The sequence below is a fragment of the Dorea sp. OM07-5 genome (genome assembly GCF_003481355.1).
GTDB lineage: Bacteria > Bacillota > Clostridia > Lachnospirales > Lachnospiraceae > Dorea_D > Dorea_D hominis.
On the sequence record NZ_QUKZ01000009.1, the window covers coordinates 63,582 to 89,121 of the forward strand.

24 protein-coding genes and 1 tRNA gene are annotated in these 25,540 nt (G+C 38.3%); 13 read left to right on the forward strand and 12 right to left on the reverse strand.

Annotation, left to right across the window (positions count from 1 at the left end; translation table 11 throughout):
- The first annotated feature begins 101 nt into the window (after positions 1–101).
- The 12 genes from DXC04_RS10165 to DXC04_RS10230 all read left to right on the forward strand — a co-directional run bounded on the left by DXC04_RS10165 (position 102) and on the right by DXC04_RS10230 (position 11,760).
- Positions 102–491 (forward strand): conjugal transfer protein, encoded by a 390-nt coding sequence (locus DXC04_RS10165; protein WP_005611098.1) that lies wholly within the window; start codon positions 102–104, stop codon positions 489–491.
- Entirely contained in the window at positions 478–2,931 is a 2,454-nt protein-coding gene (locus DXC04_RS10170; RefSeq protein WP_118660942.1) for an ATP-binding protein, read from the forward strand. Before DXC04_RS10165 ends, DXC04_RS10170 begins: the two co-directional genes overlap by 14 nt.
- On the forward strand, positions 2,928–5,078 hold the full coding sequence (locus tag DXC04_RS10175; protein ID WP_118660943.1) for a CD3337/EF1877 family mobilome membrane protein: 2,151 nt from the start codon (positions 2,928–2,930) through the stop codon (positions 5,076–5,078). Before DXC04_RS10170 ends, DXC04_RS10175 begins: the two co-directional genes overlap by 4 nt.
- The gene (locus tag DXC04_RS10180) at positions 5,075–6,082 is read left to right on the forward strand and encodes a bifunctional lytic transglycosylase/C40 family peptidase (RefSeq protein WP_118660944.1); all 1,008 of its coding nucleotides are present in this window, start codon (positions 5,075–5,077) and stop codon (positions 6,080–6,082) included. Before DXC04_RS10175 ends, DXC04_RS10180 begins: the two co-directional genes overlap by 4 nt.
- Positions 6,083–6,096: 14 nt before the next feature.
- The gene (locus DXC04_RS10185; RefSeq protein WP_118327222.1) at positions 6,097–6,999 is read left to right on the forward strand and encodes a conjugal transfer protein; all 903 of its coding nucleotides are present in this window, start codon (positions 6,097–6,099) and stop codon (positions 6,997–6,999) included.
- Between the two features lie 118 nt (positions 7,000–7,117).
- Entirely contained in the window at positions 7,118–7,600 is a 483-nt protein-coding gene (locus DXC04_RS10190) for an SMI1/KNR4 family protein (protein ID WP_158569968.1), read from the forward strand.
- 33 nt (positions 7,601–7,633) lie between these two features.
- On the forward strand, positions 7,634–8,353 hold the full coding sequence (locus DXC04_RS10195) for a hypothetical protein (protein WP_118660945.1): 720 nt from the start codon (positions 7,634–7,636) through the stop codon (positions 8,351–8,353).
- An 87-nt stretch (positions 8,354–8,440) separates the two neighbouring features.
- Positions 8,441–8,665 (forward strand): sporulation initiation factor Spo0A C-terminal domain-containing protein, encoded by a 225-nt coding sequence (locus DXC04_RS10200; protein WP_118660946.1) that lies wholly within the window; start codon positions 8,441–8,443, stop codon positions 8,663–8,665.
- Between the two features lie 285 nt (positions 8,666–8,950).
- The gene (locus tag DXC04_RS10205) at positions 8,951–9,322 is read left to right on the forward strand and encodes an RNA polymerase sigma factor (RefSeq protein WP_442873197.1); all 372 of its coding nucleotides are present in this window, start codon (positions 8,951–8,953) and stop codon (positions 9,320–9,322) included.
- A 57-nt stretch (positions 9,323–9,379) separates the two neighbouring features.
- Positions 9,380–9,568 carry a helix-turn-helix domain-containing protein gene (locus DXC04_RS10210; protein ID WP_005334926.1) on the forward strand — a complete coding sequence of 63 codons (189 nt, stop codon included), beginning with the start codon at positions 9,380–9,382 and terminating at the stop codon, positions 9,566–9,568.
- 503 nt (positions 9,569–10,071) lie between these two features.
- On the forward strand, positions 10,072–10,272 hold the full coding sequence (locus DXC04_RS10225; protein ID WP_226814520.1) for a helix-turn-helix domain-containing protein: 201 nt from the start codon (positions 10,072–10,074) through the stop codon (positions 10,270–10,272).
- A 21-nt stretch (positions 10,273–10,293) separates the two neighbouring features.
- Positions 10,294–11,760, forward strand: coding sequence for a site-specific integrase (locus DXC04_RS10230; protein WP_118660947.1), 1,467 nt, complete (start codon positions 10,294–10,296; stop codon positions 11,758–11,760).
- 231 nt (positions 11,761–11,991) lie between these two features.
- Here DXC04_RS10230 and DXC04_RS10235 read toward each other — a convergent pair.
- From DXC04_RS10235 to DXC04_RS10265, 6 genes are all read right to left on the reverse strand, one after another.
- Positions 11,992–12,068: transfer RNA gene (locus DXC04_RS10235), tRNA-Arg, on the reverse strand.
- Between the two features lie 614 nt (positions 12,069–12,682).
- Entirely contained in the window at positions 12,683–13,561 is an 879-nt protein-coding gene (locus tag DXC04_RS10245; RefSeq protein ID WP_117538476.1) for a DUF3881 family protein, read from the reverse strand.
- 77 nt (positions 13,562–13,638) lie between these two features.
- Positions 13,639–14,925 carry a serine--tRNA ligase gene (gene serS / locus DXC04_RS10250; protein WP_021859811.1) on the reverse strand — a complete coding sequence of 429 codons (1,287 nt, stop codon included), beginning with the start codon at positions 14,923–14,925 and terminating at the stop codon, positions 13,639–13,641.
- 90 nt (positions 14,926–15,015) lie between these two features.
- Complete coding sequence (locus DXC04_RS10255; protein WP_021859812.1) at positions 15,016–15,543, reverse strand: DUF4446 family protein; 528 nt, start codon at positions 15,541–15,543, stop codon at positions 15,016–15,018.
- Between the two features lie 6 nt (positions 15,544–15,549).
- Positions 15,550–16,464: a ParB/RepB/Spo0J family partition protein gene (locus DXC04_RS10260; RefSeq protein WP_021859813.1), complete on the reverse strand. Its 915-nt coding sequence runs from the start codon at positions 16,462–16,464 to the stop codon at positions 15,550–15,552.
- Between the two features lie 31 nt (positions 16,465–16,495).
- Positions 16,496–17,257, reverse strand: a complete 762-nt coding sequence (locus DXC04_RS10265; protein ID WP_118660948.1) for a ParA family protein — start codon at positions 17,255–17,257, stop codon at positions 16,496–16,498.
- A gap of 816 nt (positions 17,258–18,073) precedes the next feature.
- Between DXC04_RS10265 and DXC04_RS10270 the strand changes: the two genes are divergently transcribed.
- A complete protein-coding gene (locus DXC04_RS10270) occupies positions 18,074–19,048 on the forward strand; it encodes an alpha/beta fold hydrolase (RefSeq protein ID WP_118288806.1) in 975 nt (324 codons plus the stop codon).
- A gap of 84 nt (positions 19,049–19,132) precedes the next feature.
- Here the strand turns inward: DXC04_RS10270 and rsmG are convergent, their stop codons facing one another.
- The 6 genes from rsmG to yidD form a co-directional block, all read right to left on the reverse strand.
- Positions 19,133–19,822 (reverse strand): 16S rRNA (guanine(527)-N(7))-methyltransferase RsmG, encoded by a 690-nt coding sequence (gene rsmG / locus DXC04_RS10275; RefSeq protein ID WP_243112139.1) that lies wholly within the window; start codon positions 19,820–19,822, stop codon positions 19,133–19,135.
- Between the two features lie 170 nt (positions 19,823–19,992).
- A complete protein-coding gene (gene mnmG / locus DXC04_RS10280) occupies positions 19,993–21,903 on the reverse strand; it encodes a tRNA uridine-5-carboxymethylaminomethyl(34) synthesis enzyme MnmG (RefSeq protein WP_118660950.1) in 1,911 nt (636 codons plus the stop codon).
- Positions 21,869–23,290 carry a tRNA uridine-5-carboxymethylaminomethyl(34) synthesis GTPase MnmE gene (gene mnmE, locus DXC04_RS10285; RefSeq protein WP_118660951.1) on the reverse strand — a complete coding sequence of 474 codons (1,422 nt, stop codon included), beginning with the start codon at positions 23,288–23,290 and terminating at the stop codon, positions 21,869–21,871. The genes mnmG and mnmE overlap by 35 nt, the downstream gene beginning before the upstream one ends.
- Positions 23,291–23,371: 81 nt before the next feature.
- Positions 23,372–24,220, reverse strand: coding sequence for an RNA-binding cell elongation regulator Jag/EloR (jag, locus tag DXC04_RS10290; RefSeq protein ID WP_117538470.1), 849 nt, complete (start codon positions 24,218–24,220; stop codon positions 23,372–23,374).
- Positions 24,221–24,231: 11 nt separating this feature from the next.
- Entirely contained in the window at positions 24,232–25,293 is a 1,062-nt protein-coding gene (locus DXC04_RS10295) for a YidC/Oxa1 family membrane protein insertase (protein ID WP_021859820.1), read from the reverse strand.
- Positions 25,294–25,322: 29 nt separating this feature from the next.
- The gene (gene yidD, locus DXC04_RS10300) at positions 25,323–25,535 is read right to left on the reverse strand and encodes a membrane protein insertion efficiency factor YidD (RefSeq protein ID WP_021859821.1); all 213 of its coding nucleotides are present in this window, start codon (positions 25,533–25,535) and stop codon (positions 25,323–25,325) included.
- Positions 25,536–25,540: the final 5 nt, after the last annotated feature.

The following is a 25,540-nucleotide window of genomic DNA, read 5'->3' on the forward strand; positions in this document are numbered from 1 at the left end:
CAGCACCGCCACTGGTGCTACTGTCAGCTTTTCTCTTGGGGGCAGTCTGGGAAATCCGGCTGTCCCTGTTGTTATGAAAATGAAGAAAGGAGCATTTACAAGTGAAGAAAATCCGAAGTTATACAAGTATCTGGAACGTGGAAAAGGTACTGTATGCCATCAATGATGTAAACCTGCCATTCCCTGTAACCTTTACCCAGATTACATGGTTTGTACTGACGGAATTTATCATCATTCTGTTTGCAGATGTACCGCCACTTTCCATGATTGAGGGAGCATTTTTAAAATATTTCGGGATTCCCGTTGCCCTCACATGGTTTATGTCACAGAAAACCTTTGACGGGAAAAAGCCATACAGTTACATCAAGACGATGGTGCTGTATGCTCTGCGTCCCAAAGTGACTTATGCCGGAAAAGCCGTGAACCTGCATAAGCAGAAATTTGAGGAAACTATCACGGCAGTAAGGAGTGTGACCTATGTTCCCGATTAAATATATCGACAATAACCTTGTCTGGAATAAGGACAATGAGGTGTTCGCCTACTATGAGCTGATACCGTACAATTATTCATTCTTATCCCCAGAACAGAAATACCTTGTGCATGACAGCTTCCGTCAGCTTATCGCACAGTCCCGTGAGGGAAAGATTCATGCGTTGCAGATTGCAACCGAAAGTTCAATCCGAAGCATACAGGAACAGTCAAAGAAGCTGGTCACTGGAAAGCTCCATGAGATAGCAATCCAAAAGATAGACGACCAGACCGAAGCCCTTGTATCCATGATAGGCGACAATCAAGTTGATTACCGTTTCTTTCTGGGATTCAAGCTCATGGTCACAGAGGACGAAGTCAATCTGAAGAACATCAAAAAATCGGTATTTCTGACATTCCGTGAGTTTTTGAACGAGGTAAGACACACGCTGATGAATGACTTTGTTTCCATGAGCAATGATGAAATCAACCGTTATGTGAAGATGGAGAAGTTATTGGAAAATAAAATCTCCCGTAGGTTCAAAATCCGCCGACTGGAAGCCAAAGACTTTGCGTATCTGATGGAACACCTCTACGGCAGGGACGGGATAGCCTATGAAGATTATGTGTATCCTCTGCCAAAAAGAAAATTAAAAAGGGAAACACTGATTAAGTATTATGACCTTATCCGTCCTACCCGTTGTGTGGTGGAAGAAAGCCAGCGATATTTGCGTCTGGAACATGAGGACAGCGAAAGCTATGTGTCCTACTTTACGGTCAATGCCATTGTCGGGGAGCTGGACTTCCCATCATCGGAAATCTTTTATTTCCAGCAACAGCAGTTCACATTCCCTGTGGATACTTCCATGAATGTTGAGATTGTGGGAAATAAGAAAGCATTAACCACTGTCCGCAACAAGAAAAAGGAATTAAAAGACTTGGACAATCACGCCTATCAAGCCGGAAATGAAACAAGTTCAAATGTGGTGGAAGCCTTAGACAGTGTCGATGAACTGGAAACAGATTTAGACCAGAGCAAGGAAAGTATGTATAAGTTAAGTTACGTCATACGGGTGTCTGCACCCGATCTTGACGAACTGAAACGCCGTTGCGATGAGGTTAAGGATTTTTACGATGATTTGAACGTGAAGCTGGTACGCCCTGCCGGAGATATGATGGGACTGCATGGAGAATTTCTTCCAGCCAGCAAGCGTTATATCAATGATTATATCCAGTATGTGAAATCCGATTTTTTAGCCGGACTTGGTTTCGGTGCTACCCAGATGTTGGGAGAAAATACAGGAATCTATATCGGATATTCCGTGGATACAGGAAGAAATGTCTACCTGCAACCGTCCCTTGCCAGTCAAGGGATAAAAGGTACGGTCACAAATGCGTTGGCTTCTGCCTTTGTCGGTTCGCTTGGTGGTGGAAAATCATTCTGTAATAACCTGCTGGTGTATTATTCCGTCCTGTTCGGGGGACAGGCAGTTATCCTAGACCCGAAAAGTGAGCGTGGAAACTGGAAAGAAACACTGCCGGAGATTGCAGAGGAAATCAACATTGTAAATCTTACCAGCGACAAGGAAAATGCAGGGCTTCTTGACCCGTTTGTAATTATGAAAGATAAAGAGGACGGAGCTACACTGGCAAAAGAAATTTTAACATTTTTAACAGGTATCTCAACCCGTGATGGAGACAAGTTCCCTGTGCTTATCAGTGCAATCAGCAAAGTATCAGAAAGTGAACAAAGAGGATTGCTAAATGTTATCACAGAATTACGGAAAGAAAATACGCCTATTGCAAACCATATCGCAAATCATATTGACAGTTTTACAAATTATGATTTTGCACACCTGCTCTTTTCAGACGGAACAGCGAAAAATACTATCAGTCTGGATAACCAGCTCAATATCATACAGGTTGCGGATTTGGTTCTGCCGGATAAAGATACTACTTTTGACGAATACACGACCATTGAATTATTATCGGTGGCAATGTTGATTGTAATATCTACCTTTGCCTTAGACTTTATCCATTCAGACCGAAGCATTTTTAAGATTGTAGACCTTGATGAAGCATGGGCGTTCTTAAATGTGGCACAGGGCGAAACCCTCTCAAATAAGCTGGTGCGTGCTGGTAGAGCCATGAACGCCGGAGTTTATTTCGTGACACAATCCTCTGGGGACGTATCGAAAGAAAGCCTAAAAAATAACATCGGTTTAAAGTTTGCGTTCCGCTCCACAGATACCAATGAAATCAAACAGACCTTAGAGTTTTTCGGACTGGACAGTGAGGACGAAAACAACCAGAAACGGTTGAGGGATTTGGAGAACGGACAATGTTTAATGCAGGATTTATACGGGCGTGTGGGTGTGGTACAGATACACCCTGTCTTTGTAGAACTGCTTCATGCCTTTGATACCAGACCGCCGATAAAAAGTGAGGTGGATTTGGAATGATGAAATCTGTCACAAAAGAAAAGGTATTCCATGTACTGAAACTGGTTCTGCTTGCCGTGACCGTCACGCTGGTACTGCTGTCCCTGCTTGGGACAGTAGCTCATGCGTCTGGACTGGTCGATGATACGGTCAATGCAGACAACCTGTATTCAAAGTATCCGCTTTCCAATTATCAGCTTGATTTCTATGTGGACAATAGCTGGTCATGGCTTCCGTGGAACTGGCTGGACGGCATTGGAAAATCGGTGCAGTACGGGCTTTACTGTATCACAAATTTTGTCTGGACAATCAGCCTGTATCTTAGCAATGCCACAGGATATGTGGTGCAACAGGCGTATAAGCTGGACTTTATCAATGACATGGCTGACAGTATCGGGAAAAGTATCCAGACACTTGCCGGAGTGACCGAAAACGGATTTTCCAGCAGTGGATTCTATGTGGGATTCCTGCTCATTATCATTCTGATTGTAGGTGTTTATATCGCCTATACAGGGCTTCTCAAACGGGAAACAAGCAAGGCACTTCACGCTGTTATCAACTTTGTGATGGTGTTCATTGTGTCTGCGTCCTTTATTGCTTATGCTCCCAACTATATCCAGAAAATCAATGATTTCAGTTCGGACATCAGCACCGCTTCTCTGGACTTGGGGACAAAAATCATGCTCCCCGATTCACAAAGCAAAGGGAAAGACAGCGTAGACCTTATCCGTGACAGCCTGTTTTCGATACAGGTAGAAAAACCGTGGCTGTTGTTACAGTTCGGGAACAGTGATACCGAAGAAATCGGGGCTGACCGTGTGGAAGCTCTGGTATCTGCCAGTCCGTCAGACGAAGATGGAGAAACAAGGGAAAATGTTGTCAAAACAGAGATTGAAGATAACGACAATGACAACCTTACCATTCCACAGGTCGTCAACCGTCTGGGTATGGTGTTCTTCCTGCTCATTTTCAATCTCGGTATCACAATCTTTATCTTCCTGCTTACCGGCATGATGTTATTTTCCCAGATACTATTTATCATATATGCCATGTTTTTACCTGTCAGTTTTTTACTGTCCATGATACCGACCTATGAGAACATGGCGAAACAGGCAGTTGTCCGTGTGTTCAACGCCATTATGACAAGAGCCGGAATTACGCTGATTGTGACCGTGGCATTTTCGATTTCCAGTATGTTCTACAACATTTCCACGGACTATCCGTTCTTCATGGTGGCGTTTTTGCAGATAATCTGTTTTGCCGGAATCTACATGAAACTCGGAGAACTAATGAGTATGTTCAGCCTTAATGCCAATGACAGCCAGCAGATAGGTCGCCGGATATTCCGTAGACCGATGGTGTTCATGCGACACAGGGCAAGACGTATGGAACGCCGACTTGCAAGGGCTGTGGGTACAGGAAGTATGGTCGGAGCTGGTGCTGGTGCAGTCGCTGGTTCTGCTTATAATCACTCTCGTTCTACACATAAAAATACGCCAGCCAGACCACAAAGGAATAATGAGGTTTCCATGGGAAGCCGTATCGGTTCTGCGGTAGGTGCTGTGATGGATACGAAAAATAAAGTCCGTGACAGTGCTTCTTCTCTGAAAGAAAATGTGAAAGACTTACCGACACAGGCTGGTTATGCCGTCCATTCTGCCAAACAGAAAGCAAAGGATAATGTATCTGACTTTAAGCGTGGCATTGTAGAAGAACGGGAAAACCGACAGGAACAGCGTACACAGAAACGCAATCTGCATAGGGAAAATATCTCACAGAAAAAACAGGAATTACAGAAAGCACAGGAAGCAAGACAGAATGTTCATGCGAATGGATCAGCGACAGTCGGAGCTACCAGAAGCCATGAACGCCCTGTTGCCACACCTGTTCCAAAACCTGCACAGGCAGATACGGTTGCAAAGCCGGAAAGGAAACGTCCTGCTACTTCCCCTGTGATAAAAAATGCAGAAGTCAAAGTTGGAAAAGAAACTGTCCGAACCAATATCAGACAGGAACAGCAGGTCACACCTGTTGTCAGAACGAACCAACCGAAAGTAACAGAAACCACCAACAATGCGAAAAAATCAACGGTACAGAAAACACAGGTCAATCAAAAACAAAACCGTAAAATTGTTAGGAAGCCATCAGAGAAAGGACGGAAAAAATGAGATTAAAGCGTATCCTTATCATAGGTACGATATTTCCTGTCCTTTTCTCCATCGTCCTCTTTTTCGGGATACTGATTTCCGGCGAAGATGATGACAACGCTAACAGCTATTCGGCGGTCTACTCTGGCATGAACCTGTCAGCAGATGTCCTCAAACATCAGCCGATAGTAGAAAGATACGCCAGAGAAAACGGTATCTTGGAGTATGTGAACGTCCTGCTTGCCATCATACAGGTGGAAAGTGGCGGTACGGCTACCGATGTCATGCAGTCCAGTGAAAGTCTGGGACTACCGCCAAACTCATTAAGTACGGAAGAATCCATTAAGCAGGGATGTAAATATTTTGCGTCCCTGCTTTCTTCCTGTAAAGCCAAAGGTATGAATGACATTGACGTGGTCATTCAATCTTATAACTATGGTGGTGGCTATGCAGACTATGTGGCGAAGAACGGGAAAAAGCACAGCTTCAACCTTGCAGAGAATTTCGCAAAGAATAAATCCGGCGGTATAAAAGTGACCTATACGAACCCGATAGCAGTCAGTAAAAATGGTGGCTGGCGTTATAACTACGGGAATATGTTTTATGTGGAGCTGGTCAACCAATATCTGAACATAAAACAGTTCAGTAATGAAACGGTACAGGCGGTTATGAATGAAGCGTTGAAGTATCAAGGCTGGAAATATGTCTATGGTGGCAGTAACCCAAACACCTCTTTTGACTGTTCTGGTCTTACCCAGTGGTGCTACGGAAAAGCCGGAATTAGCCTGCCACGAACCGCACAGGCACAGTATGACGCAACCCAGCATATCCCATTGTCACAGGCACAGGCTGGCGATTTGGTCTTTTTCCATTCCACCTACAATACCAGTGACTATGTTACCCATGTAGGAATCTATGTCGGAAACAATCAGATGTATCATGCCGGAAATCCAATCGGCTATACCGATTTGACCTCTGCCTACTGGCAACAGCACATCATTTGTGCCGGAAGAATCAAACAATAGAAAGGACTTGAAATATGTTTAAGAAAAAAGAAAAAACAGAGAAAGCACCTAAGAATAAGAAGGTGCGTACCATGAAAGTCGGTACACATAAGAAATCTGTTCTGCTTTTGTGGGCGGTGCTTCTGGCAAGCACCAGCTTTGGTGTGTATAAGAACTTTACCGCCATTGACACCCACACGGTACATGAAAAAGAAATCATTCAGTTAAGATTGAACGATACCAACGGTATTGAGAATTTCGTCAAGAACTTTGCGAAAGCCTACTACTCATGGGATACCAGCAAGGAAGCCATTGAAGCAAGAACAACGGAAATCAGTAAATACCTTACCAAAGAATTACAGGACTTGAACGCTGATACCATCAGAACGGACATACCAACCAGTGTTACGGTTACAAATGTGCTGGTCTGGAATGTAGAACAGTCTGGAACGGACGATTTTACCGTTGCCTACGAAGTAGATCAGCAGGTAAAAGAGGGAGAACAGACACAGGCAGTCACAGAAAACTACACCGTGACCGTTCATGTGGATAAGGACGGTACAATGGTCATTACCCAGAATCCTACCCTTGCTCCGGCAGTGCAGAAATCAAAGTATGAACCGAAAGCACAGGAAACAGATGTCAGTGTCAGCTCCGATACTGTCAAGGACGCTACCGCTTTCTTGGAAACATTCTTTAAGCTCTATCCGACAGCTACGGAAAAAGAACTTGCCTATTATGTCAAAGACGGAGTGCTTGCTCCTGTTTCCGGCGACTATGTATTTTCGGAACTGGTAAACCCTGTCTTTACCAAAGACGGCGATAACCTCAAAGTCAGTGTGTCAGTGAAATATCTGGATAACAAGTCGAAAATGACACAAATCTCACAGTATGAGCTTGTGCTTCATAAGGACGATAACTGGAAAATTGTAGGATAAATATTACAGCAGAATAGTATGGTAATTTGTTATTTTTTCTATACTATTCTGCATTTTGTTATGATATAGTATGAATTAAGAAATATGCAAACATGATATTATGGAGGTAGTCATAATTATGGGATTGTTTGATAAATTCAAGAACAAAGAGAACGTAAAGCAAATAAAAACAGATGAACAAAGAGAACTTGAAAATATAGTCCAACAAAATCATGCTATATTTGATAATGCCTTTTTGGGAAAAAGAGCTACCGATAAGGAAATATTTCAAGCAGAGCAACAATTAGGAGTAAAAATTCCTGCACCTTTTGTATGGTTTTTAAAAGAATTTGGTAGTGGTGGCTATTGGTTTGATTTCATTGGCTACACTAAAAACGGAAAAGCACAATTTGTTGAAGAAACTCTTAATCAGAGAGAAAATGGGTTGCCGGAAAACTTCTTGGTTATTGAAGATTGTGATGAATTTTATCATTGCTTGGATACTTCTAATGGGAAGATTACTTCATGGAGTCAATATGATAATGACGGTGTAATATATCGTTTTGATAACTTCTATGATTTTTTTAGAGATAATCTGGAAAATGCGATAGAAAATTTTTAATGCATATCTACTTTAAAAAGGAGCTGAATTTATATGTTACCACATAATAAAATTATCAAAACAACAGTTAAGAAATTTTTAGAGCCGGAAAAACTTTTTCAAATAGGAAGCTCAAGAAGCTGGTTAGACGATCAAGGGTATTATATGATTATTGTTGAATTTGCATCAAGTGGTTATTCAAAAGGGGCAAGCTTGAATGCAGGAGTTTCGTTTCTATGGGAATCTACGGAAAGCCTAAATGAAATGTTATCATATGATTACGAATGTCAAGTTATAACGAGTTATGTGGAATATAAAAATGATGATGAGGCGTTTCAGAATGGCATAGAGAAACTGGCAAAAAAAGCTTTAGAAAAAGTAGACGAATATCGAAAATTTTCAGATATGGACTATGCAAAATCTTGTTTGCAGGAGCAAGTTGATAAACTTCCAGAATATAGACGATTTTGGGAGTTATACAATCTGGCAATGCTTTGTTTTCTAAAGGGAGATTTTGAAGAAGGAAAAGATGTATTTGAACATTATATGCAAATATTAAAAGACAGTTTTTATTCTGGGGATTGTTATATTGAATGGCATGAACAATTTTATAACTATTGTATTGAAAACATTCAATGTCACTTATCTTCAAAGGAATCTGCACAACAGATGGTTGTAGATATGATTAACCGAAGACGAAAATATTTTTATGAGAAACCGTCTTATAAAAATATGAGTAAAGAGCCATATTTAATATCAAATTTTAATATGTAATGGATAAAAATATTCCTTAGTGTTTTCGTTGATATTTTTGTGGTATTATCGAATGGAAATAAATTTATTCAGAAAGGTTGTGGTTAGATGTTGGGTATCAAAAAACGTGATACAAAACAAGTATTTAAAGCGATTGCACATCAACAGGGTGTTTCCGTATTAGAAGTAAAAGAACGTATTCAGTCAACCATTGATGAAATGTATTATAGCGATGACCCAGATGTGCAAGCTGAATTTTCAAGTTATTTTGGAAAGAAACGACCTACACCAGAAGAATACGTTTACACGATGGCAACAAAAATTAAATACTGATTTATGAAAAATCATCACTTCATTAACCTGTACATTAACTGTGCAGGTCTTTTTTTGTCGTTTTTTATCGAATTGAATAATTTTTACCTTTCTCATCGGCTTATATATTGAGGGCAAATATAAATTTTATCTAAAATAGCGATTATTTTTTCAAATCACTTAGCAACTGCCCTGTTTTTTTCTTATATGGAGTGGAAAGAGGGATAGATACAAAACAGCACAGGGAGGAGGTGAGAACATGAAACCATCTGACTTCCAGAAAACTGTAATGTGTCGTTTTGATAGTTGTTTAAAAAAACTGTTTTCGGAGTTGTAAAGGATTACTACAAAGAGTTGAAAAAGAATCAAGCAGAAGCTATCCCCTTTTGTGAGCTTCCCGATATTATCATAGATAAAGTTGCTATATGGGATACATATAAAACGGATTACACGACTTTCAATATATGTGGACATGACATTTATGTATATGACGATGAGCTGGCAAAAGTCATTAAACAATTATCTGACCGTTACCGTGAAAATGTACTTATGTACTATTTCTTGGATATGAGTGATACGGAAATTGCAAAATTGCAGAATATATCCCGAAGTGGTGTATTTCAAAACCGACACTATGCATTAAAACAAATGAAAAAGTCATTAGAGGAGGAACATTAGTATTTGAAACAAAAACGTTCGTATAAGAAGCCATCATTTTATGTGATTTCATCGGCTATGGACGGCGACAAAATTTCCATTGATAAAATCTTAGATTTTTATGACCCGTATATATCAAAAAGCTGTATTCGACCATTATATGATGAATACGGAAATGTATATATCGCTGTGGATATGGAGTTAAAAGGTCGTATCAGAGAAGCCATTATGAAAATGATATTGGAATTTGACATAAAAATTGAATAGGTAATATCTGCGGAACGCTTCATATAAGCACTTCCCTCTTTCCTGTTCCGCTTACTTCTTAGCTTGTCATTCTGTATCAGTCTATTTAACAAAACAGATTGATACAGGCTGACAAGAGCCTAATAGTTCTTTGACAACTGAATAATGCAGACAGATACGTTTGTGCTTGCAGTGAGCCATCAGAGATTGTACGCCGTGACTTTTCCAATCGGGAGATAGCGATTCATGCAATGATCTGGGAGCGACCGTTGGAAAAGTCGTTCTGCCATGACCTGCAACACAGGATAATGATACACCCGTATGACACGGTTCAGCCCACAGGAATGGGAATGGTTGAGATACCAGTGGAGCTTGCCAAAGCCATTTGTCTGCATATAAAAAGTATTAGCAAAAGTGTTAGCAACGGCAAAAAACATATCCGCAAGAGTTATTGATATGCTATAATGACCTTGTTAAACGTATGTATTTTGCTGTTATCACACGGAAAGGAGTTATTATTACTCGTGATAAGTGATACATCAAATACAGAAACTCCTAAAAAGGAGAAAAAGACATATACAGTAGAGGAAATTGCAGAACAATTATGTGTGAGTAAAAAAGTGGCTTACGCATTGGTTAAAAGTGGACAGTTCGCTTATGTTCGTGCTGGTAGAGCCATACGGGTATCTAAAGATTCTTTCGATAAATGGTTAAATCAAAATTAACTGTTAAGGAGAGAATATATTATGGCTTCAATCAAAAAAAGAAAATCAACATTTTCTGTTATTTACTGGTATTTAGACAATGCAGGAGAACGTAAACAGAAATGGGATACGTTAGAGACAAAGAAAGAAGCAAAGCAGAGAAAAGCATTTGTTGAGTATTATCAAGAAAAATATGGTTATGTGATTGTTCCCTTAGAGGAACAGTTTGCACGCCAGATTGATGAATCGAAAAAAGAACTTGATAGTACCGATGAAGATATTACGCTTTGTGACTTTTTAAAAATATTTGTCAATCTCTATGGTACGTCAAAATGGTCGCCTAGTACATTTAGTAGTAAGGTCGGTACTATCGAAAATTACATCAATCCACTTATCGGGGATTGGAAGTTAAATGCGATTACCACAAAGAAATTATCTGCCTACTACAACGATTTATTGAGCGTTCCAGAAGTACCCAGAGCTAACAGAAAAGCAACTGGACGTTGCGTACAACCTGCCAATATCAAGAAAATACATGACATTATACGCTGTGCATTAAATCAAGCAATCCGTTGGGAATATATTGATACCAACAAGCGTAACCCTGCTTCATTAGCAACGCTTCCTAAAGTTCCTAAGGTAAAAAGAAAAGTATGGAGTGTAGATACATTCCGTGAAGCAATTCAGCAGTCAGACGACGATTTATTAACCATCTGTATGCATTTGGCGTTTTCCTGCTCAATTCGTATTGGAGAAATTACAGGTCTTACATGGGAAGATGTAATTATTGATGAACAATCCATTGCAACGAATAACGCAAGAGTAATCATCAATAAAGAGCTTTCTAGAGTAAATGCACAAGCTATGCAGAAATTAAAGGAAAAAGATATTATCAAGATTTTTCCGACACAAAAGCCACATTGCACAACAAGGCTTGTATTAAAGACACCAAAGACAGAAACAAGTAATCGTACCGTATGGTTGCCAAAGACAGTTGCAGAATTGCTGGTGCAATATCAAAAAGACCAAAAGGAATTACAGGAATTTCTAGGAGACGCTTATAACAATTACAACCTTGTTATAGCTTTGGAAAATGGAAATCCCGTTGAGAGTAGAATTGTGAGAGACAGATTTCAAAAGTTATGCGAACAAAATGGCTATGAACAAGTTGTTTTCCACAGTCTGCGTCATTTATCCACAGGATACAAATTGAAAATGACCAACGGCGATGTAAAATCGGTACAAGGCGATACAGGTCATGCAGAAGCAGAAATGGTTACAGACGTTTATTCAGAAATCATAGACGAAGATAGACGTTACAATGCTCAAAAGATGGACGAACAATTTTATTCCACTCTAAACCATGATTCAGAAATGCAACCACAAAATGAGGAAGTTCAGCCAGAAAACAACGGCTTATCAGACAGTGATATGGAGCTTTTACAGCTTTTAAAATCACTTACGCCAGAGATGAAAGCAATGCTTTTGAAACAATCAGCTTCAAAGTAATTTTTCAAAAGTGTTAGCAAATCTTCAAAAATCTGCTGATATTTTTTCAAAATAAAAAAAGTGTTAGCAAACTCTTCTACTCAAACAGTCATAAAAATATCGAATTACAAATTCTGAAAATCAAAAGAAATTGCAAAATATAAATTGAATATGTTCTTATCCGACAGGTTATAAGCCAAAAACAAAAGAAGCTGAAAACCTCGATAAATCAAGGCTTTCAGCGTTGTTTGCTGGCGTCCCAGACAGGAATCGAACCTGCGACGTTTCGCTTAGGAGGCGAACCCTCTATCCTACTGAGGTACTGAGACGTATTTAATTTTCACGGAGCAATTTTCAAATTTATTTCATAAATCGCTTCCAAAAGGGGATTGCTCCACCTGACCCTTAGGAGGCGGTCGCTCTATCCAGCTGAGCTACGGAAACATCTTTAAAATCTATTCAATTTTAGTCTTAAACTTACTCAATGTCAATCGCCTTTGCCCGAAAGGCGGTCGTTATAACATATTCTTAGGAGGCGAGTGCTCTATCCAGCTGAGCTATGACGACACATGCCGCAAACCCTTGATTTTACTGGGTTTCTGGGATTTTTCCCTTCGGCCATATATAAGATTATCAACTCTTTTTCGAGTTGTCAATCTACAGATTTTTTTGATTTGGTAACATTAGAACGTTCCCCAATTTGGGGAATGCTTTGTTGTCACCATTAGCATTTTTCAGAATAGATTCGAACTGAAAGTTGTTTTTCATTTTTTCCCTTTGGGGAATGCCTCGGCTTTCTCTTAGGAGGCGCTTATTTTATCAGTTAAACTAACAAGACTTATTGCCAGAATGTTATTATAACACTCTGGCATATAAAAATCTACATTTCTTTCTAAACAGATCTTATTGCAAATAAATCACCTGCAGAATTGCCCACAAACACCTAAAAATTAATCCGCCCTTGCATCCAGATTTTTCCTTTGAACCGGCGTCCGGCTTTCGGCTCTCCAAATACTCGATGAACCGGCACGCAGACATCGAATTTTAGGTCATTTACTTCCAAATTCATCACATAAAGTTCCTCTTTTGTGTAAATGTTTTCCACAATCCGCACACCTGTTATCACACCCAGGATGGAATACCGGTCACACTCTACACTGTAAGGCATGATGTATGTATCTACAATACTGAATACATCTTCTTTAATCAGCCTTCTTGATACTTTTGTGTAAATGTCTATATCATCCAACGCCAGATTCTCGATTGCTTCCGCATCTCCGGCTCTTGCAGCACTGACAAGCATCATCCGGTTATGCACATCTTCCGACTGCTGCTGTTTCTGTGATTCGTCCTTCATTACCGGCAGGAGAATCTTTCCCTCATTGCACAGCCCGGATAATGTAATAGAGTCATAACCTCCCGGCTCCTGCGGATGCCATTTCTTTTTCAGATATTCCATATAATTCTGAATCCGGAACATTAATGTAACACCTATTTTCACATCTTCACAGATGCCGATGTAGGACTGTTGATCCTTTGTTCTTTCCACCGTTACATCTGCATATGTTGTAATTCCGGTTCCGTAAAAATAAGGATATATATATTCTCTTTCAAATATTCCATTGCTGTCCTGAAATCCACCCGCTGCAATTCCAATATTTTTTGCAAATTCTTTTTTATACTCGCACCGGTCATATTTATCTGCAGTTACAGACATTACAGCACGTTCATTATTCTCCTGCTCCAGCCCCTGCAATAAACGATCCAGTTCTTGTTTTGACTTTACACTTTCCATTCCAATTGCAGTTAAATATTGATGCATTTTACTTCCTCATTAATTATCCCCGGAGTCATTCGCTGTGGACTTATTTATCCACAATTTACACATTTATTCCGGTATTATTTTGGTCTGATCTCGCTCTTACCGCCCATATACGGTCTGAGAACTTCCGGAATCTTGACAGATCCGTCAGCCTGTAAATTGTTCTCCAAGAACGCGATTAACATTCTCGGTGGAGCAACAACTGTATTATTTAATGTATGAGCGAAATATTTGCTTCCATCTGCTCCTTTAACACGGATACCAAGTCTTCTTGCCTGAGCATCTCCAAGGTTTGAACAACTACCTACTTCAAAATATTTTTTCTGTCTTGGAGACCATGCTTCAACATCACATGATTTTACTTTCAGGTCCGCAAGGTCACCAGAGCAACATTCCAGTGTACGTACCGGGATGTCCATAGAGCGGAACAGATCTACTGTATTTTTCCATAACTTATCATACCACTGTTTGCTTTCTTCCGGTTTACATACAACAATCATTTCCTGCTTCTCAAACTGGTGAATACGATATACGCCTCTTTCTTCGATACCGTGTGCACCTTTTTCTTTACGGAAGCATGGAGAGTAACTTGTCAGTGTCTTTGGCAGTTCTTCTTCTTTAGTCATTGTATCAATAAATTTACCGATCATAGAGTGTTCACTTGTTCCGATCAGGTAAAGATCCTCTCCTTCGATCTTATACATCATGGAATCCATCTCTGCAAAACTCATAACACCTGTTACAACGTTACTTCTGATCATAAACGGCGGGATACAGTAAGTAAATCCACGGTCGATCATGAAATCACGTGCATAAGATATTACTGCGGAATGAAGTCTTGCAATATCTCCCATCAGGTAGTAGAAACCGTTTCCTGCTACTTTTCCTGCTGCCTCAAGATCTATACCATCAAAACTTTCCATAATATCTGTGTGATACGGGATTTCGTAATCTGGAACAACCGGCTCACCAAATTTCTCAATCTCTACATTCTCGCTGTCATCTTTTCCAATCGGAACAGACGGATCAATGATGTTCGGGATGACCATCATGATCTTCTTAATTTCAGCTTCTACATCTTTTTCTTCAGCTGACAGGCTTTCTACACGATCTGCATTTGCCTGTACTTTTTTCTTCAGTTCTTCTGCTTCTTCTTTCTTACCATGTGCCATACATGCACCGATTTCTTTGGAAATTTTATTTCTCTCTGCACGAAGAGCTTCTACTTCCTGTTTGATATCTCTGTTTTTCTGATCCAGCTCGATTACTTTGTCCACTAATGGAAGTTTTTCATCCTGGAATTTATTCTTAATATTCTGCTTCACCACATCTGGGTTCATTCTTAAAAATTTAATGTCTAACATATTGTATCCTCCTCATTTTGTAATTAATATAGGTTTATTATTATCCTTTAGTTTTATAATTACCTTATATAATAGTTTTACATTTTACTGCTATTTTTCTACAGTTTCCGGTGTATATTCCTGGAAAATCGCTTTATCCAGTGCTTCTGCCTCTTCCTCAGCAAGTTCAACAAAGCTCTCACCTTTAACAATTTCTTTTACATAAGTGTAACAGCCTTCTCTACTATGCATTGCATTCAGGATAAATCCATTATTACGATTATCCAACAGTGCAAGTACGAAACTAAGTTTACCTCCCATTTCGTTAAATGCATCGTATTTCACAACACCAATCTTCTGGTAATTTCTATCCATCTTCCGGTTCAGTTCACGAATGTCAAGACGGTTCTGTTTTACAACTTTTACTACGGATTCAAGATCTGTATAGCGTTCTTTCATGCTCTCTTCAAGAGTTTTACCGTCTTTTCCTTTCATAAACGTCTGATAGCTGCTTTTTAGCCTATTGTAGTTCATTGTAACATTTACAGTAAGGATAAACAACACAATAATCAAAATCAACATTAAGATAATAATGATTCCCGGATCAATCCCTATTGTACTTAAGATTTTGCTTTCCATAAGTTCTTATTCTTCCTTTCCTATTGTCATAATCATCTCGAACATACGTTCTAATTCTTTTTCTGAATAATACTCTATTTCTATTTTACCTTTTCCATTGCTTTTTGATGCAATACTGACCTTCGTTCCCATAACTTCTTTCATACGGTTTTCCAGATCTTTATAAACAAATTCATTCTCTACTGCTTTCTTTTCTTTTGGTTTTTTCGGATTCTTAATCTCCTTAACCAGCTTTTCTGTTTCACGTACACTTAATTTTTCATCGAAAATACGATTTGCAAGCTCATACTGTAATTTCTTATCGTCAATTGCCAGCAGCGCTCTTGCATGTCCTGTAGAAATCATCTCATCAATAATCATCTGCTGTACTTTATCATCCAGTTTCAGCAAGCGCATAGAGTTTGTTACAGCGGTACGACTTTTTGAAACTCGATCTGCGACTTCATCCTGTTTCAATTGAAATTCTTCGAGAAGTTTTTTAAATGCCATAGCTTCTTCGATTGGGTTCAGATTTTCTCTCTGAATATTTTCAATCAAACGAATTTCCACAATTTCCTGTTCACTGTATTCTTTTACTATTACAGGTACCTCTTTGATACCGGCCAACTTTGCTGCACGCCATCTTCTTTCGCCTGCAATAATCTCATAATAATCTTTAATTTTTCTGACAAGCAACGGCTGCAAAACCCCATGAAGTTTGATAGAATCAGCGAGCTCAAGTAATGCATCTTCCTCGAACTTCTTTCTCGGCTGCTCTCGGTTTGGTTCGATCATGCTGATTTTCATCATCTGAACGCCGTCTTTCATTTCTTCTTTTTTCTCTTCAGCTTTTTGTACCGTCTCTGTATTTTTCTTAGCCGGTTTATTATCCGGTATCAAACTATCAAGACCTTTTCCAAGACCTTTTTTCTTAACCGCCATCTCTCATTCGCCTCCTGCATTATTTTCCGTATTATTCTTTTTCCATCACCTCATCCGCCAGGCGCATATAACTGTCTGCACCTGCAGATTTTGGATCATATTTGTTAATCGGCATACCATAACTCGGTGCTTCTGCCAATCGAATATTGCGAGGAATAATTGTTTTATATATTGTCTGATCTAAGTTATCTTTTACATTTTCAACGACTTGCAACGAAAGATTAGTTCTTGCATCATACATTGTAAACACAACACCTTCTATTGTCAGTTGCGGGTTCAGACGATCACGAACCAACTCGACTGTATGAATCAGCTGGCTTAACCCTTCCAGCGCGTAATATTCACACTGAATAGGAACTAATACAGAATCTGCTGTAGTCATTGCATTAATTGTCAGCATACTCAAAGATGGTGGACAGTCAATTACTATATAATCATAGTCTTCTTTAATATTTGCAATCGCATTTCTTATAATATACTCTTTTTCATCTACATCAAGAAGCTCAATTTCCGCTCCGGACAAATCAATACTTGTTGGTATTATATCCAGATTTTCCAGAACATCCCTCACAATCACTTCATTAATTGATGATTTTCCTATAATCAAATCATACACTGTGTTTTCAACATTATTTTTATCAACACCTAATCCACTTGTCATATTCCCCTGCGGATCCATATCCACCGCCAGAACTTTCTGTCCTTTTTCCGCAAGGCATGCCGATAAGTTGATAGCTGTAGTTGTTTTTCCCACTCCACCTTTTTGGTTGGCAATAGCTATAACTCTTCCCATTTTTATCACCTTTCTATTTTGAGCTTCTTCTAGTATAGCATTTTTTATTTTACTTTTCTATAAATGTTTCACGTGAAACATAATTTTTCACTTTTTTATAATTGTTTCACGTGAAACATTTATATTTTTGTCTATTTATAATCTTAATGAATATTACCTGCTTACTATAATAATTAGACTGTCTTTAGAATATAACGTTTAAGACTGATCTCTTTGGCGGCACACAGCATAGAACAATTTACAAGCAACTTTTGATTCCGGTATCATATTATATCATTAAATTTTATTCGTATCTTTAATATTATCTTAATTTTGTCTTATACTGTTGTAATTGTTTTAAACATATCAATTTATTTATAAGCAAGTAAAGAAAATTAACGTCCTGATTTTATGATGATTTATTTATAATTACATATAATTTACAATTACATATTCTTTCTTCAAATTATAAAATTCATCGTCCCATATTGTATATGTTTCACGTGAAACATATTACTTATAATATTAGAATAATTTATGACTAACCAAAATAATTTTCTAACTGTCAACGTTATATTATTCTTGCAGCAATATTTATGAAATAATGTTTTCTTTCATTCTTTAAATTCTTGCAATAAATGTTTCACAACAACTATTCATTTATATATTACGATATTTTCCAAAAAGCATCTGTATCACTATGTTTCACGTGAAACATTTACTTTAATTTTAGCATGTGGTATTATTTATATTGTAGTATCAAACGTTTTCACTGATTCCATTAATCAGAAGATCAACATTTGATGTGACAATATATAAGCAAAAGGAGTAATACTCATGAGTTGGAAAAAGAAAGCTATTACTATATCTGCATTATCTGCATTGACAACATTTACTATACATTTGGCTAATAAAATAATTGATATTTCCGCGACTTCTGAAAATCACGAGCAAAACACAGCCGGTTCTTACTTTGATTGGAAATTTGGAAATATATATTATGAGAAATATGGCGAAGGTGAGCCTGTTCTTCTGATTCATGATTTTTCTGTCGGAAGTTCATCTTATGAATGGCACAGAATCATTGATAAACTGGCAAAAAGCCATCTTGTTTATACAATTGATCTGCTTGGATGCGGAAGATCCGAGAAACCATCCATCACTTATACTAATTATTTATATGTGCAATTAATCACAGACTTCATTAATCAAGTTATTGATTCACCTTGTGATGTCATAGCAACCGGTATTTCTGGATCATTCGCAATTGCAGCCGTACAGAACAACAAAAATCTTATAAATCGCATTATACTTGTAAATCCTGAAGATGTGAATAAATTAAATAAGATGCCATCAAAGAGAAGTAAATCTCTGACATGGTTTCTAAATATGCCTGTATTCGGCACTTATTTCTATAACATATTAGTAAAAAGGAGACTTATTACAGATAAATTCAAGAACGAATATTTCTATGATCATTACAAATTAAAAGAGGAATATATTAACAACTACTACGAAACAGCTCATCTGGACCACTCTTCATCCAAATATTTGCTATCCAGTCTGCTTGGCCATTATACAACTGTTAATGTCTATCATTGTATGAAATCGTTAACAAATAGTATTTTCATTATATCTGGAGACGAAGATTCCCGAAATGCTGATATTGCGTGCAAATATGAAAGTATTCTTCCATCTATCGAGATTATGAAAATAGAAGATACCAAACATCTTCCTCAATTAGAAAGACCTGATGCTTTCATTGAGCAATTAGCTGTAATACTTTCCTACGAAGATGAAACGACAATTTAGTATTATACAAAGTAAAGCAAAAAGATGAATGTGCCTGCCCCATGCGCTACGTACATTCATCTTTTTTATTATCCTATATTCTTTTTACACCAATGGCTCCTTCGATGGCAATCCTGCTTTTCTTGGATATTTCTTACCGGTATTCTTTACTTTCTTTATTTTCACAAAAGAACGACCGATATCTGTTCCCGGAAGTGCAAATTTTATAACATCACCCAGTGTACCTCCAAGTATACTTACTGCACGTTTCGATTGCTGTAATTCCTCTTCTATCTCGCCGGACTTATAGGATATAAAATATCCCCCTACCTTTACATAAGGCAAGCAGTATTCAGATAAAGTAGCAAGATTTGCTACTGCTCTGGACACGCACAGATCATACTGTTCTCTATATATTTCCTGCTTTGCAAAATCTTCAGCTCTTCCATGAATTGTTTCAATATTCTCCAATTCTAATGCTCCAATAACGTCATTCAGAAATTTTATTCTTTTATTTAGTGAGTCCAATAATGTCACTTTAAGGTGTGGAAACACAATTTTTAATGGAATCCCCGGAAATCCTGCTCCTGTCCCTATATCAATTACATTTTTAACTTTTTCTTCATCCAATGCCTTGATCAGAGATACACTATCCACAAAATGCTTTTCTACTACATCGTCATATTCCGTAATTGCAGTGAGATTCATTACTTTATTACGTTCGATCAACATATCATAATAAGTAAGAAATTGCTCTGTTTGCATATCACTTAACTGTATCCCTATTTCTTCCATTTTTTTATTTAATATTTCTTTATGCATATATATTACCTTTACTCTCAACTCTCATATACAATGTTTGAGATATTATCCCAAACTTATGATACATATATTTTTCTTTGGATGTTATTAATGTTATATATATTATATAGCATTAAACACTCTTTTAAACAACAGCAACCATGCTACTTATATACCCCTCCAAGGTATATTAACAGAACTGATATGTCTGCCGGAGATACTCCGGAAATTCTGGATGCCTGTCCGATTGATGCTGGTCTGTGTTCTTTCAGCTTCTGAATCGCCTCGATACGCAAACTGTTTACTTTATCATAATCAATATCATCCGGTATTTTCTTACGTTCCAGCTTCTTAAACTGCTCTACCTGTCGCATCTGTCTTGTAATATATCCAGCATACTTAATGCAAATATTAACCTGCTCTGCTACTTCTTCTGCAAGATTTTTCGGAAAATCCGGTCTTGCATTATCAATCGGCTTTAACATATCATATGTCAGCTCTGGTCTTCGGATCAGTTCCGCAATTGTGGAACCAGAAGAAAGTGGTGTACTTCCACATTCTTTTAATAATGTCTGTACTTTCTCATTTGCGCCGACATTTGCATGTTCTACACGTTCTATTTCGTTTTTAATCAACTCTTCTTTTTTCAGTAAACGCTGATATCTTTCTTCATTGATCAGACCGACTTCATAACCTTTTTTTGTTAACCTCTGATCTGCATTATCCTGACGAAGCAGTAATCTGTATTCTGCTCTCGATGTCATCATACGATATGGCTCATGACTTTCTTTTGTAACAATATCATCGATCAGCACACCAATATACGCCTCTGAACGGTCCAAAATCATTGGTTCTTTTCCTTGTAACATTCTCGATGCATTAATACCTGCAACAATTCCCTGTGCCGCTGCTTCTTCATATCCTGAACTTCCATTAAACTGTCCGGCACTGAACAGCCCATGAATATTTTTGAATTCAAGAGACGGTTTTAACTGTCTTCCGTCAATACAATCATATTCAATTGCATATGCATTTCGAACAATTTTCGCATTTTCAAGTCCCGGAACTGATCTGTACATCGCATATTGCACATCTTCTGGCAACGAACTGGACATTCCACCTACATACATCTCATTTGTTCCAAGTCCTTCCGGCTCGATAAATACCTGATGACGATTTTTATCGGCAAATTTTACAACCTTATCTTCAATTGAAGGACAATATCTTGGTCCTGTTCCCTCTATCATTCCCGAATATAGTGGTGAACGATCGAGATTTTCACGAATGATCCGATGAGTCTCTTCATTTGTATAAGTCAGCCAGCAGGATGCCTGATCAATCTGCACATCGTTCGGATTTGTTGTAAATGAAAACGGAACAATTCTCTCATCACCAAACTGCTCTTCCATTTTACTGAAATCAATGGAATTTTTGTCAATTCTCGCCGGTGTTCCCGTTTTAAAACGATACATCTTAATTCCAAGCTCTTTCAGACAATCCGTAAGATAATTTGCTGACTGTAATCCATTTGGTCCTGTACTCATGCTCACATCACCGTAAACACAGCGTGATTTCAAATAAGTTCCTGTACATAAAATAACAGCTTTGCACCGGTAAATCATCCCAGAATACAACTGAACTCCTGTCACTTCATCATTTTCAGTAAGAATATTCACAATCTCGGCCTGCTTAATCTCCAGATTCTCCTGATTTTCCAGAACCTGGCGCATTGTTTTGCTGTATTCATTCTTATCAGCCTGTGCACGCAGTGAATGTACTGCAGGTCCTTTGGATTTGTTTAGCATTTTGGACTGGATAAATGTCTGGTCAATGACTTTCCCCATCTCTCCACCGAGTGCATCCACCTCTTTTACAAGGTGTCCCTTAGAACTTCCTCCAATATTCGGATTGCACGGCATAAGTGCAATACTGTCTACACTGACAGTAAATACAATTGTACGAAAGCCAAGTCGTGCACACGCCAGAGCCGCCTCACACCCTGCATGACCGGCCCCGATCACTGCTACATCATATTGATCTTTATTTTCCCATACAGAATTTGCTGAATATTTCATTTACAAGATCCTCTCCTATTGTCTCGCCTGTGATACTGCCAAGTGATTCATATGCATCTAACAGATCAATGGAATAAAAATCTTCCGGCATTCCCATTTCAATACTTTCATTTACCTTCTGAAGTGATCTGTACGCTTCCTGAAGTGCTGTTTTCTGACGAACATTTGTAATATAAATCTCGTCATTAAATGTCAGTTTTCCATCATAGAACATGTCTTTTAAAATCTGCTCAAACTCCGCAATTCCACTCTTCTCTTTCGCAGAAACTTCAATGATCGGGTTATGATTTTCTGTCTCACTCGAATTTACAGGCTGTAATTCATTCACTTTATTTTCAATTACTTTTTTCGTAACTATCATATCTAAATCTGACTTATTTAGCAAGATAATTGCCTGTTTTCCCTGTATCATCTTCAGAATCTCGATATCATTTTCATCAAGTTCAGATGACGCGTCAATTACAAATAAAATCAGATCCGCATCTTTTGCATAATTGATTGCTTTATCTACGCCAATCTTCTCAACAATGTCTTCTGTATCACGGATTCCTGCAGTATCCATGATATTCAGAGAAATCCCCTGCAAATTAATATGTTCTTCCAGTACATCTCTTGTTGTGCCGGCAATATCCGTTACAATTGCTCTATCTTCCCCAAGAAATGCATTCATAAGCGATGATTTTCCGGCATTCGGTTTTCCCAAAATTACAGTGTTCACACCCTCTTTCAGAATTCTTCCATCATCACATGTGTCCAACAGATGTCTGATATCACCGAGCAGTTCGTCCACTGTTATTTTCAACTTTTCTCCATATCCATCCACACTGATATGTTCCGGATCATCTAACGCTGTTTCAATAAATGCAGTATGATAAATAATTTTCTGTCTGATATTTGAAATCTTCTCTTTTACATTTCCTTTCAACTGGCTAACAGAGCTTTTCAATGCATATTCATTCTGAGCAGTAATCAGATCTCCTACTGCCTCTGCCTGGGAAAGATCCATTTTTCCATTTAAAAATGCTCTTTTTGTAAATTCACCTGGTTCCGCCGGTCTTGCTCCATATTTGATCACTGTCTCTAGCACTTTTTTCACCACATACACACCGCCATGGCAGTTGATTTCCACAGTATCTTCTCCTGTATAAGTATGTGGACCACGCATCAGCATTACAAGGACTTCATCGATCACCTCGTCACCATCGCATATATAGCCATAATGAATGGTATGTGACATCTGCTCACTAAGCTTTTTATTCTTTTTTCCACGATAAATACGATCTGCAATTTCAACAGAATCTTCTCCTGTCATTCGTACAATACCGATTCCGGAATTACTCATAGCCGTTGAAATAGCAGCAATAGTGGTCTGCTCATTATAATTCATCGAATTCCTCCTAATAACATAAAATTGCATTTTTCGTTATATAAAAAATAGAGGTCATCAAAACCCCTATTTTTTCTTTCTTTATCTTCTTACCAATGTTACTACAACTCTTCTGTACGGTTCTTCACCTTCGCTATGTGTAGATACAGCAGAATCAGACTGAAGAGCAGAATGAATAATTCTTCTTTCATAAGGATTCATCGGCTCAAGAGAAACAGATCTTCTTGTTCTCTTTACTTTGCTTGCAATGTTCTTTGCAAGATTTTCTAATGTCTGTTTTCTTCTTCTTCTGTAATCTTCTGTATCGAGTTTTACTCTGACATAACCATCCTGCATTTTGTTTGCAACTCTGTTTGTAAGATACTGCAGGGAATCCAGTGTCTGTCCACGTTTTCCAATCAGAATACCCATATTCTTTCCGTCCATCGTGATGCTCAGAGCACCTTCTTCATCAATCTCTGCTTTCACTTCAACATCGTTCATATCCATTGCAGCGAGTACATCTTTTACAAATTTCACACATGCTTCTTTTGTTGCATCTTCAACAGGAGCAAGTTCAACTTCTCTCTTCGGAACTTCTTTTTTCACAAATTCCTTCTTTGGAGCCTCTTTTTTGAAATTATCTTTTTTCACATGCTCTTTTTTGTGGAATTCTTTTTTATGAAAATCTTTTTTCTCTTCTTTAAATTCTTTTACTTCTTTTTTAACAGGCTTTTCTTCTACTTCTTCAACAACCGGTTCCTCTACAGGTTCCTCTTGTTTTCTGCGCGCCTTTATTACTGCCTGCTTCATGCCGATTCCAAGAAATCCGGCACTTCCTTTCTCAATTACTTCGTAATCTAAATGATCACTTGTCACACCAAGCTGGATCAATGCTTCTGTAATCGCATCATCCAATGTTTTAGCTGATACAGTAATGTAACCGTCCATAATAGCGCCCCCTATTTGTCCTCATTGAATTTTCTAACCATATTGGCTTTCGCTGCAAGACTTCCTTCTTTTGCATTCGCTGCATTCTTTCTTGCTTTTTCAAGCTTTTTCTCTTTTTCAGCATCAGAAACACCCAGACTTGATTTCTCAGAAATGTTTTTCGTATTCATCTGAGCCATTGCATTGATCTTCTCTGCTTTCTCGCTTCTCTTTGCACGTTTCTTTTCTGCTTTTTCTTTATTCTTTTCTACCAGATCTTCAACAGACATCTTCTGCAGGTGTTTGTTGATAAATACCTGCTGTACACAACGTACTAACGCACTGATGATCCAGTAAATACCGATACCAGTCGGCAATGTAAATACCATGAATACAGAGAACAGAGGCATTGTCATATTCATTGTCTTCATAGTTCCTGCCATCGGATTATCTTTATCCATCTGCTGCTGTCCGGAAATTGCCTGGGACAGTTTCATACTTACATACTGTGTTCCGGCTGAAAGAAGCGGAAGCACGATTGCCGTAATCATGATCACAATTGCCGGCATTCCGTATGATCCACTGTTCTTCAGCATAGCAGCCGGAGATACGGTAAGATCCGGTATTGTGATAAATCTGTTTACTGCAGCCGGAGCTCCTTTGATTGCCGGTACATACTGCTGAATATTATAAATAACCGGATATAATGCAAACAGGAACGGCATCTGGATTAACAGCGGAAGGCATCCTCCCATCATGGAAGTTCCATATTTGTCATATACCTGCTGGATTTCTTCCTGCTGCTTCATCATAGAAGCCTGATCTTTTTTGTTTTTATACTTTTTCTGAATTTTCTGTACTTCCGGGTTGATCACAGCCATCATTTTAGATGATCTCTGCTGATTGATCGTCAATGGAAGCATACAAGTATATACCAGAATCGTATAGATGATAATTGATAATCCTACAAGCCCATTATCTGAGGGCAGAGCCTTATCTAAGAAGTCATAGATAAAACTCATTACTTTACCTAATAGCCAGCATAACTGTCCTACGAGCGGCCAGTTTGCTGCAGTCAGTAAACTTACAGTCATTCGTTCTTCCTCCATCGTAACTACATTTTTTATGGAACTGGATCAACGCCTCCCTTTGAAAATGGATTGCATCTCAATATTCTCCATAACGCAAGTCTTCCGCCTTTCCATGCTCCGTATTTTTCAATTGCTTCTTTTGCATAACAGGAGCAGGTCGGATAATATTTACAGGTCGATGATCCTTTGAGGTTCGATAAATATTTCTGATAGAATCTGATATATGCCAACAGAATTCTTTTCATAACAC

Excerpts from the sequence above, each read along its gene's own strand:
- DXC04_RS10170 (WP_118660942.1), top strand. The coding sequence starts at position 478 with ATGTTCCCGATTAAATATATCGACAATAACCTTGTCTGGAATAAGGAC.
- DXC04_RS10175 (WP_118660943.1), top strand. The coding sequence starts at position 2,928 with ATGATGAAATCTGTCACAAAAGAAAAGGTATTCCATGTACTGAAACTG.
- DXC04_RS10180 (WP_118660944.1), top strand. The coding sequence starts at position 5,075 with ATGAGATTAAAGCGTATCCTTATCATAGGTACGATATTTCCTGTCCTT.
- DXC04_RS10185 (WP_118327222.1), top strand. The coding sequence starts at position 6,097 with ATGTTTAAGAAAAAAGAAAAAACAGAGAAAGCACCTAAGAATAAGAAG.
- DXC04_RS10190 (WP_158569968.1), top strand. The coding sequence starts at position 7,118 with ATGGGATTGTTTGATAAATTCAAGAACAAAGAGAACGTAAAGCAAATA.
- DXC04_RS10195 (WP_118660945.1), top strand. The coding sequence starts at position 7,634 with ATGTTACCACATAATAAAATTATCAAAACAACAGTTAAGAAATTTTTA.
- DXC04_RS10200 (WP_118660946.1), top strand. The coding sequence starts at position 8,441 with ATGTTGGGTATCAAAAAACGTGATACAAAACAAGTATTTAAAGCGATT.
- DXC04_RS10210 (WP_005334926.1), top strand. The coding sequence starts at position 9,380 with ATGGACGGCGACAAAATTTCCATTGATAAAATCTTAGATTTTTATGAC.
- DXC04_RS10230 (WP_118660947.1), top strand. The coding sequence starts at position 10,294 with ATGGCTTCAATCAAAAAAAGAAAATCAACATTTTCTGTTATTTACTGG.
- DXC04_RS10245 (WP_117538476.1), bottom strand. The coding sequence starts at position 13,561 with ATGCATCAATATTTAACTGCAATTGGAATGGAAAGTGTAAAGTCAAAA.
- serS (WP_021859811.1), bottom strand. The coding sequence starts at position 14,925 with ATGTTAGACATTAAATTTTTAAGAATGAACCCAGATGTGGTGAAGCAG.
- DXC04_RS10255 (WP_021859812.1), bottom strand. The coding sequence starts at position 15,543 with ATGGAAAGCAAAATCTTAAGTACAATAGGGATTGATCCGGGAATCATT.
- DXC04_RS10260 (WP_021859813.1), bottom strand. The coding sequence starts at position 16,464 with ATGGCGGTTAAGAAAAAAGGTCTTGGAAAAGGTCTTGATAGTTTGATA.
- DXC04_RS10265 (WP_118660948.1), bottom strand. The coding sequence starts at position 17,257 with ATGGGAAGAGTTATAGCTATTGCCAACCAAAAAGGTGGAGTGGGAAAA.
- DXC04_RS10270 (WP_118288806.1), top strand. The coding sequence starts at position 18,074 with ATGAGTTGGAAAAAGAAAGCTATTACTATATCTGCATTATCTGCATTG.
- rsmG (WP_243112139.1), bottom strand. The coding sequence starts at position 19,822 with ATGGAAGAAATAGGGATACAGTTAAGTGATATGCAAACAGAGCAATTT.
- mnmG (WP_118660950.1), bottom strand. The coding sequence starts at position 21,903 with ATGAAATATTCAGCAAATTCTGTATGGGAAAATAAAGATCAATATGAT.
- mnmE (WP_118660951.1), bottom strand. The coding sequence starts at position 23,290 with ATGAATTATAATGAGCAGACCACTATTGCTGCTATTTCAACGGCTATG.
- jag (WP_117538470.1), bottom strand. The coding sequence starts at position 24,220 with ATGGACGGTTACATTACTGTATCAGCTAAAACATTGGATGATGCGATT.
- DXC04_RS10295 (WP_021859820.1), bottom strand. The coding sequence starts at position 25,293 with ATGACTGTAAGTTTACTGACTGCAGCAAACTGGCCGCTCGTAGGACAG.
- yidD (WP_021859821.1), bottom strand. The coding sequence starts at position 25,535 with ATGAAAAGAATTCTGTTGGCATATATCAGATTCTATCAGAAATATTTA.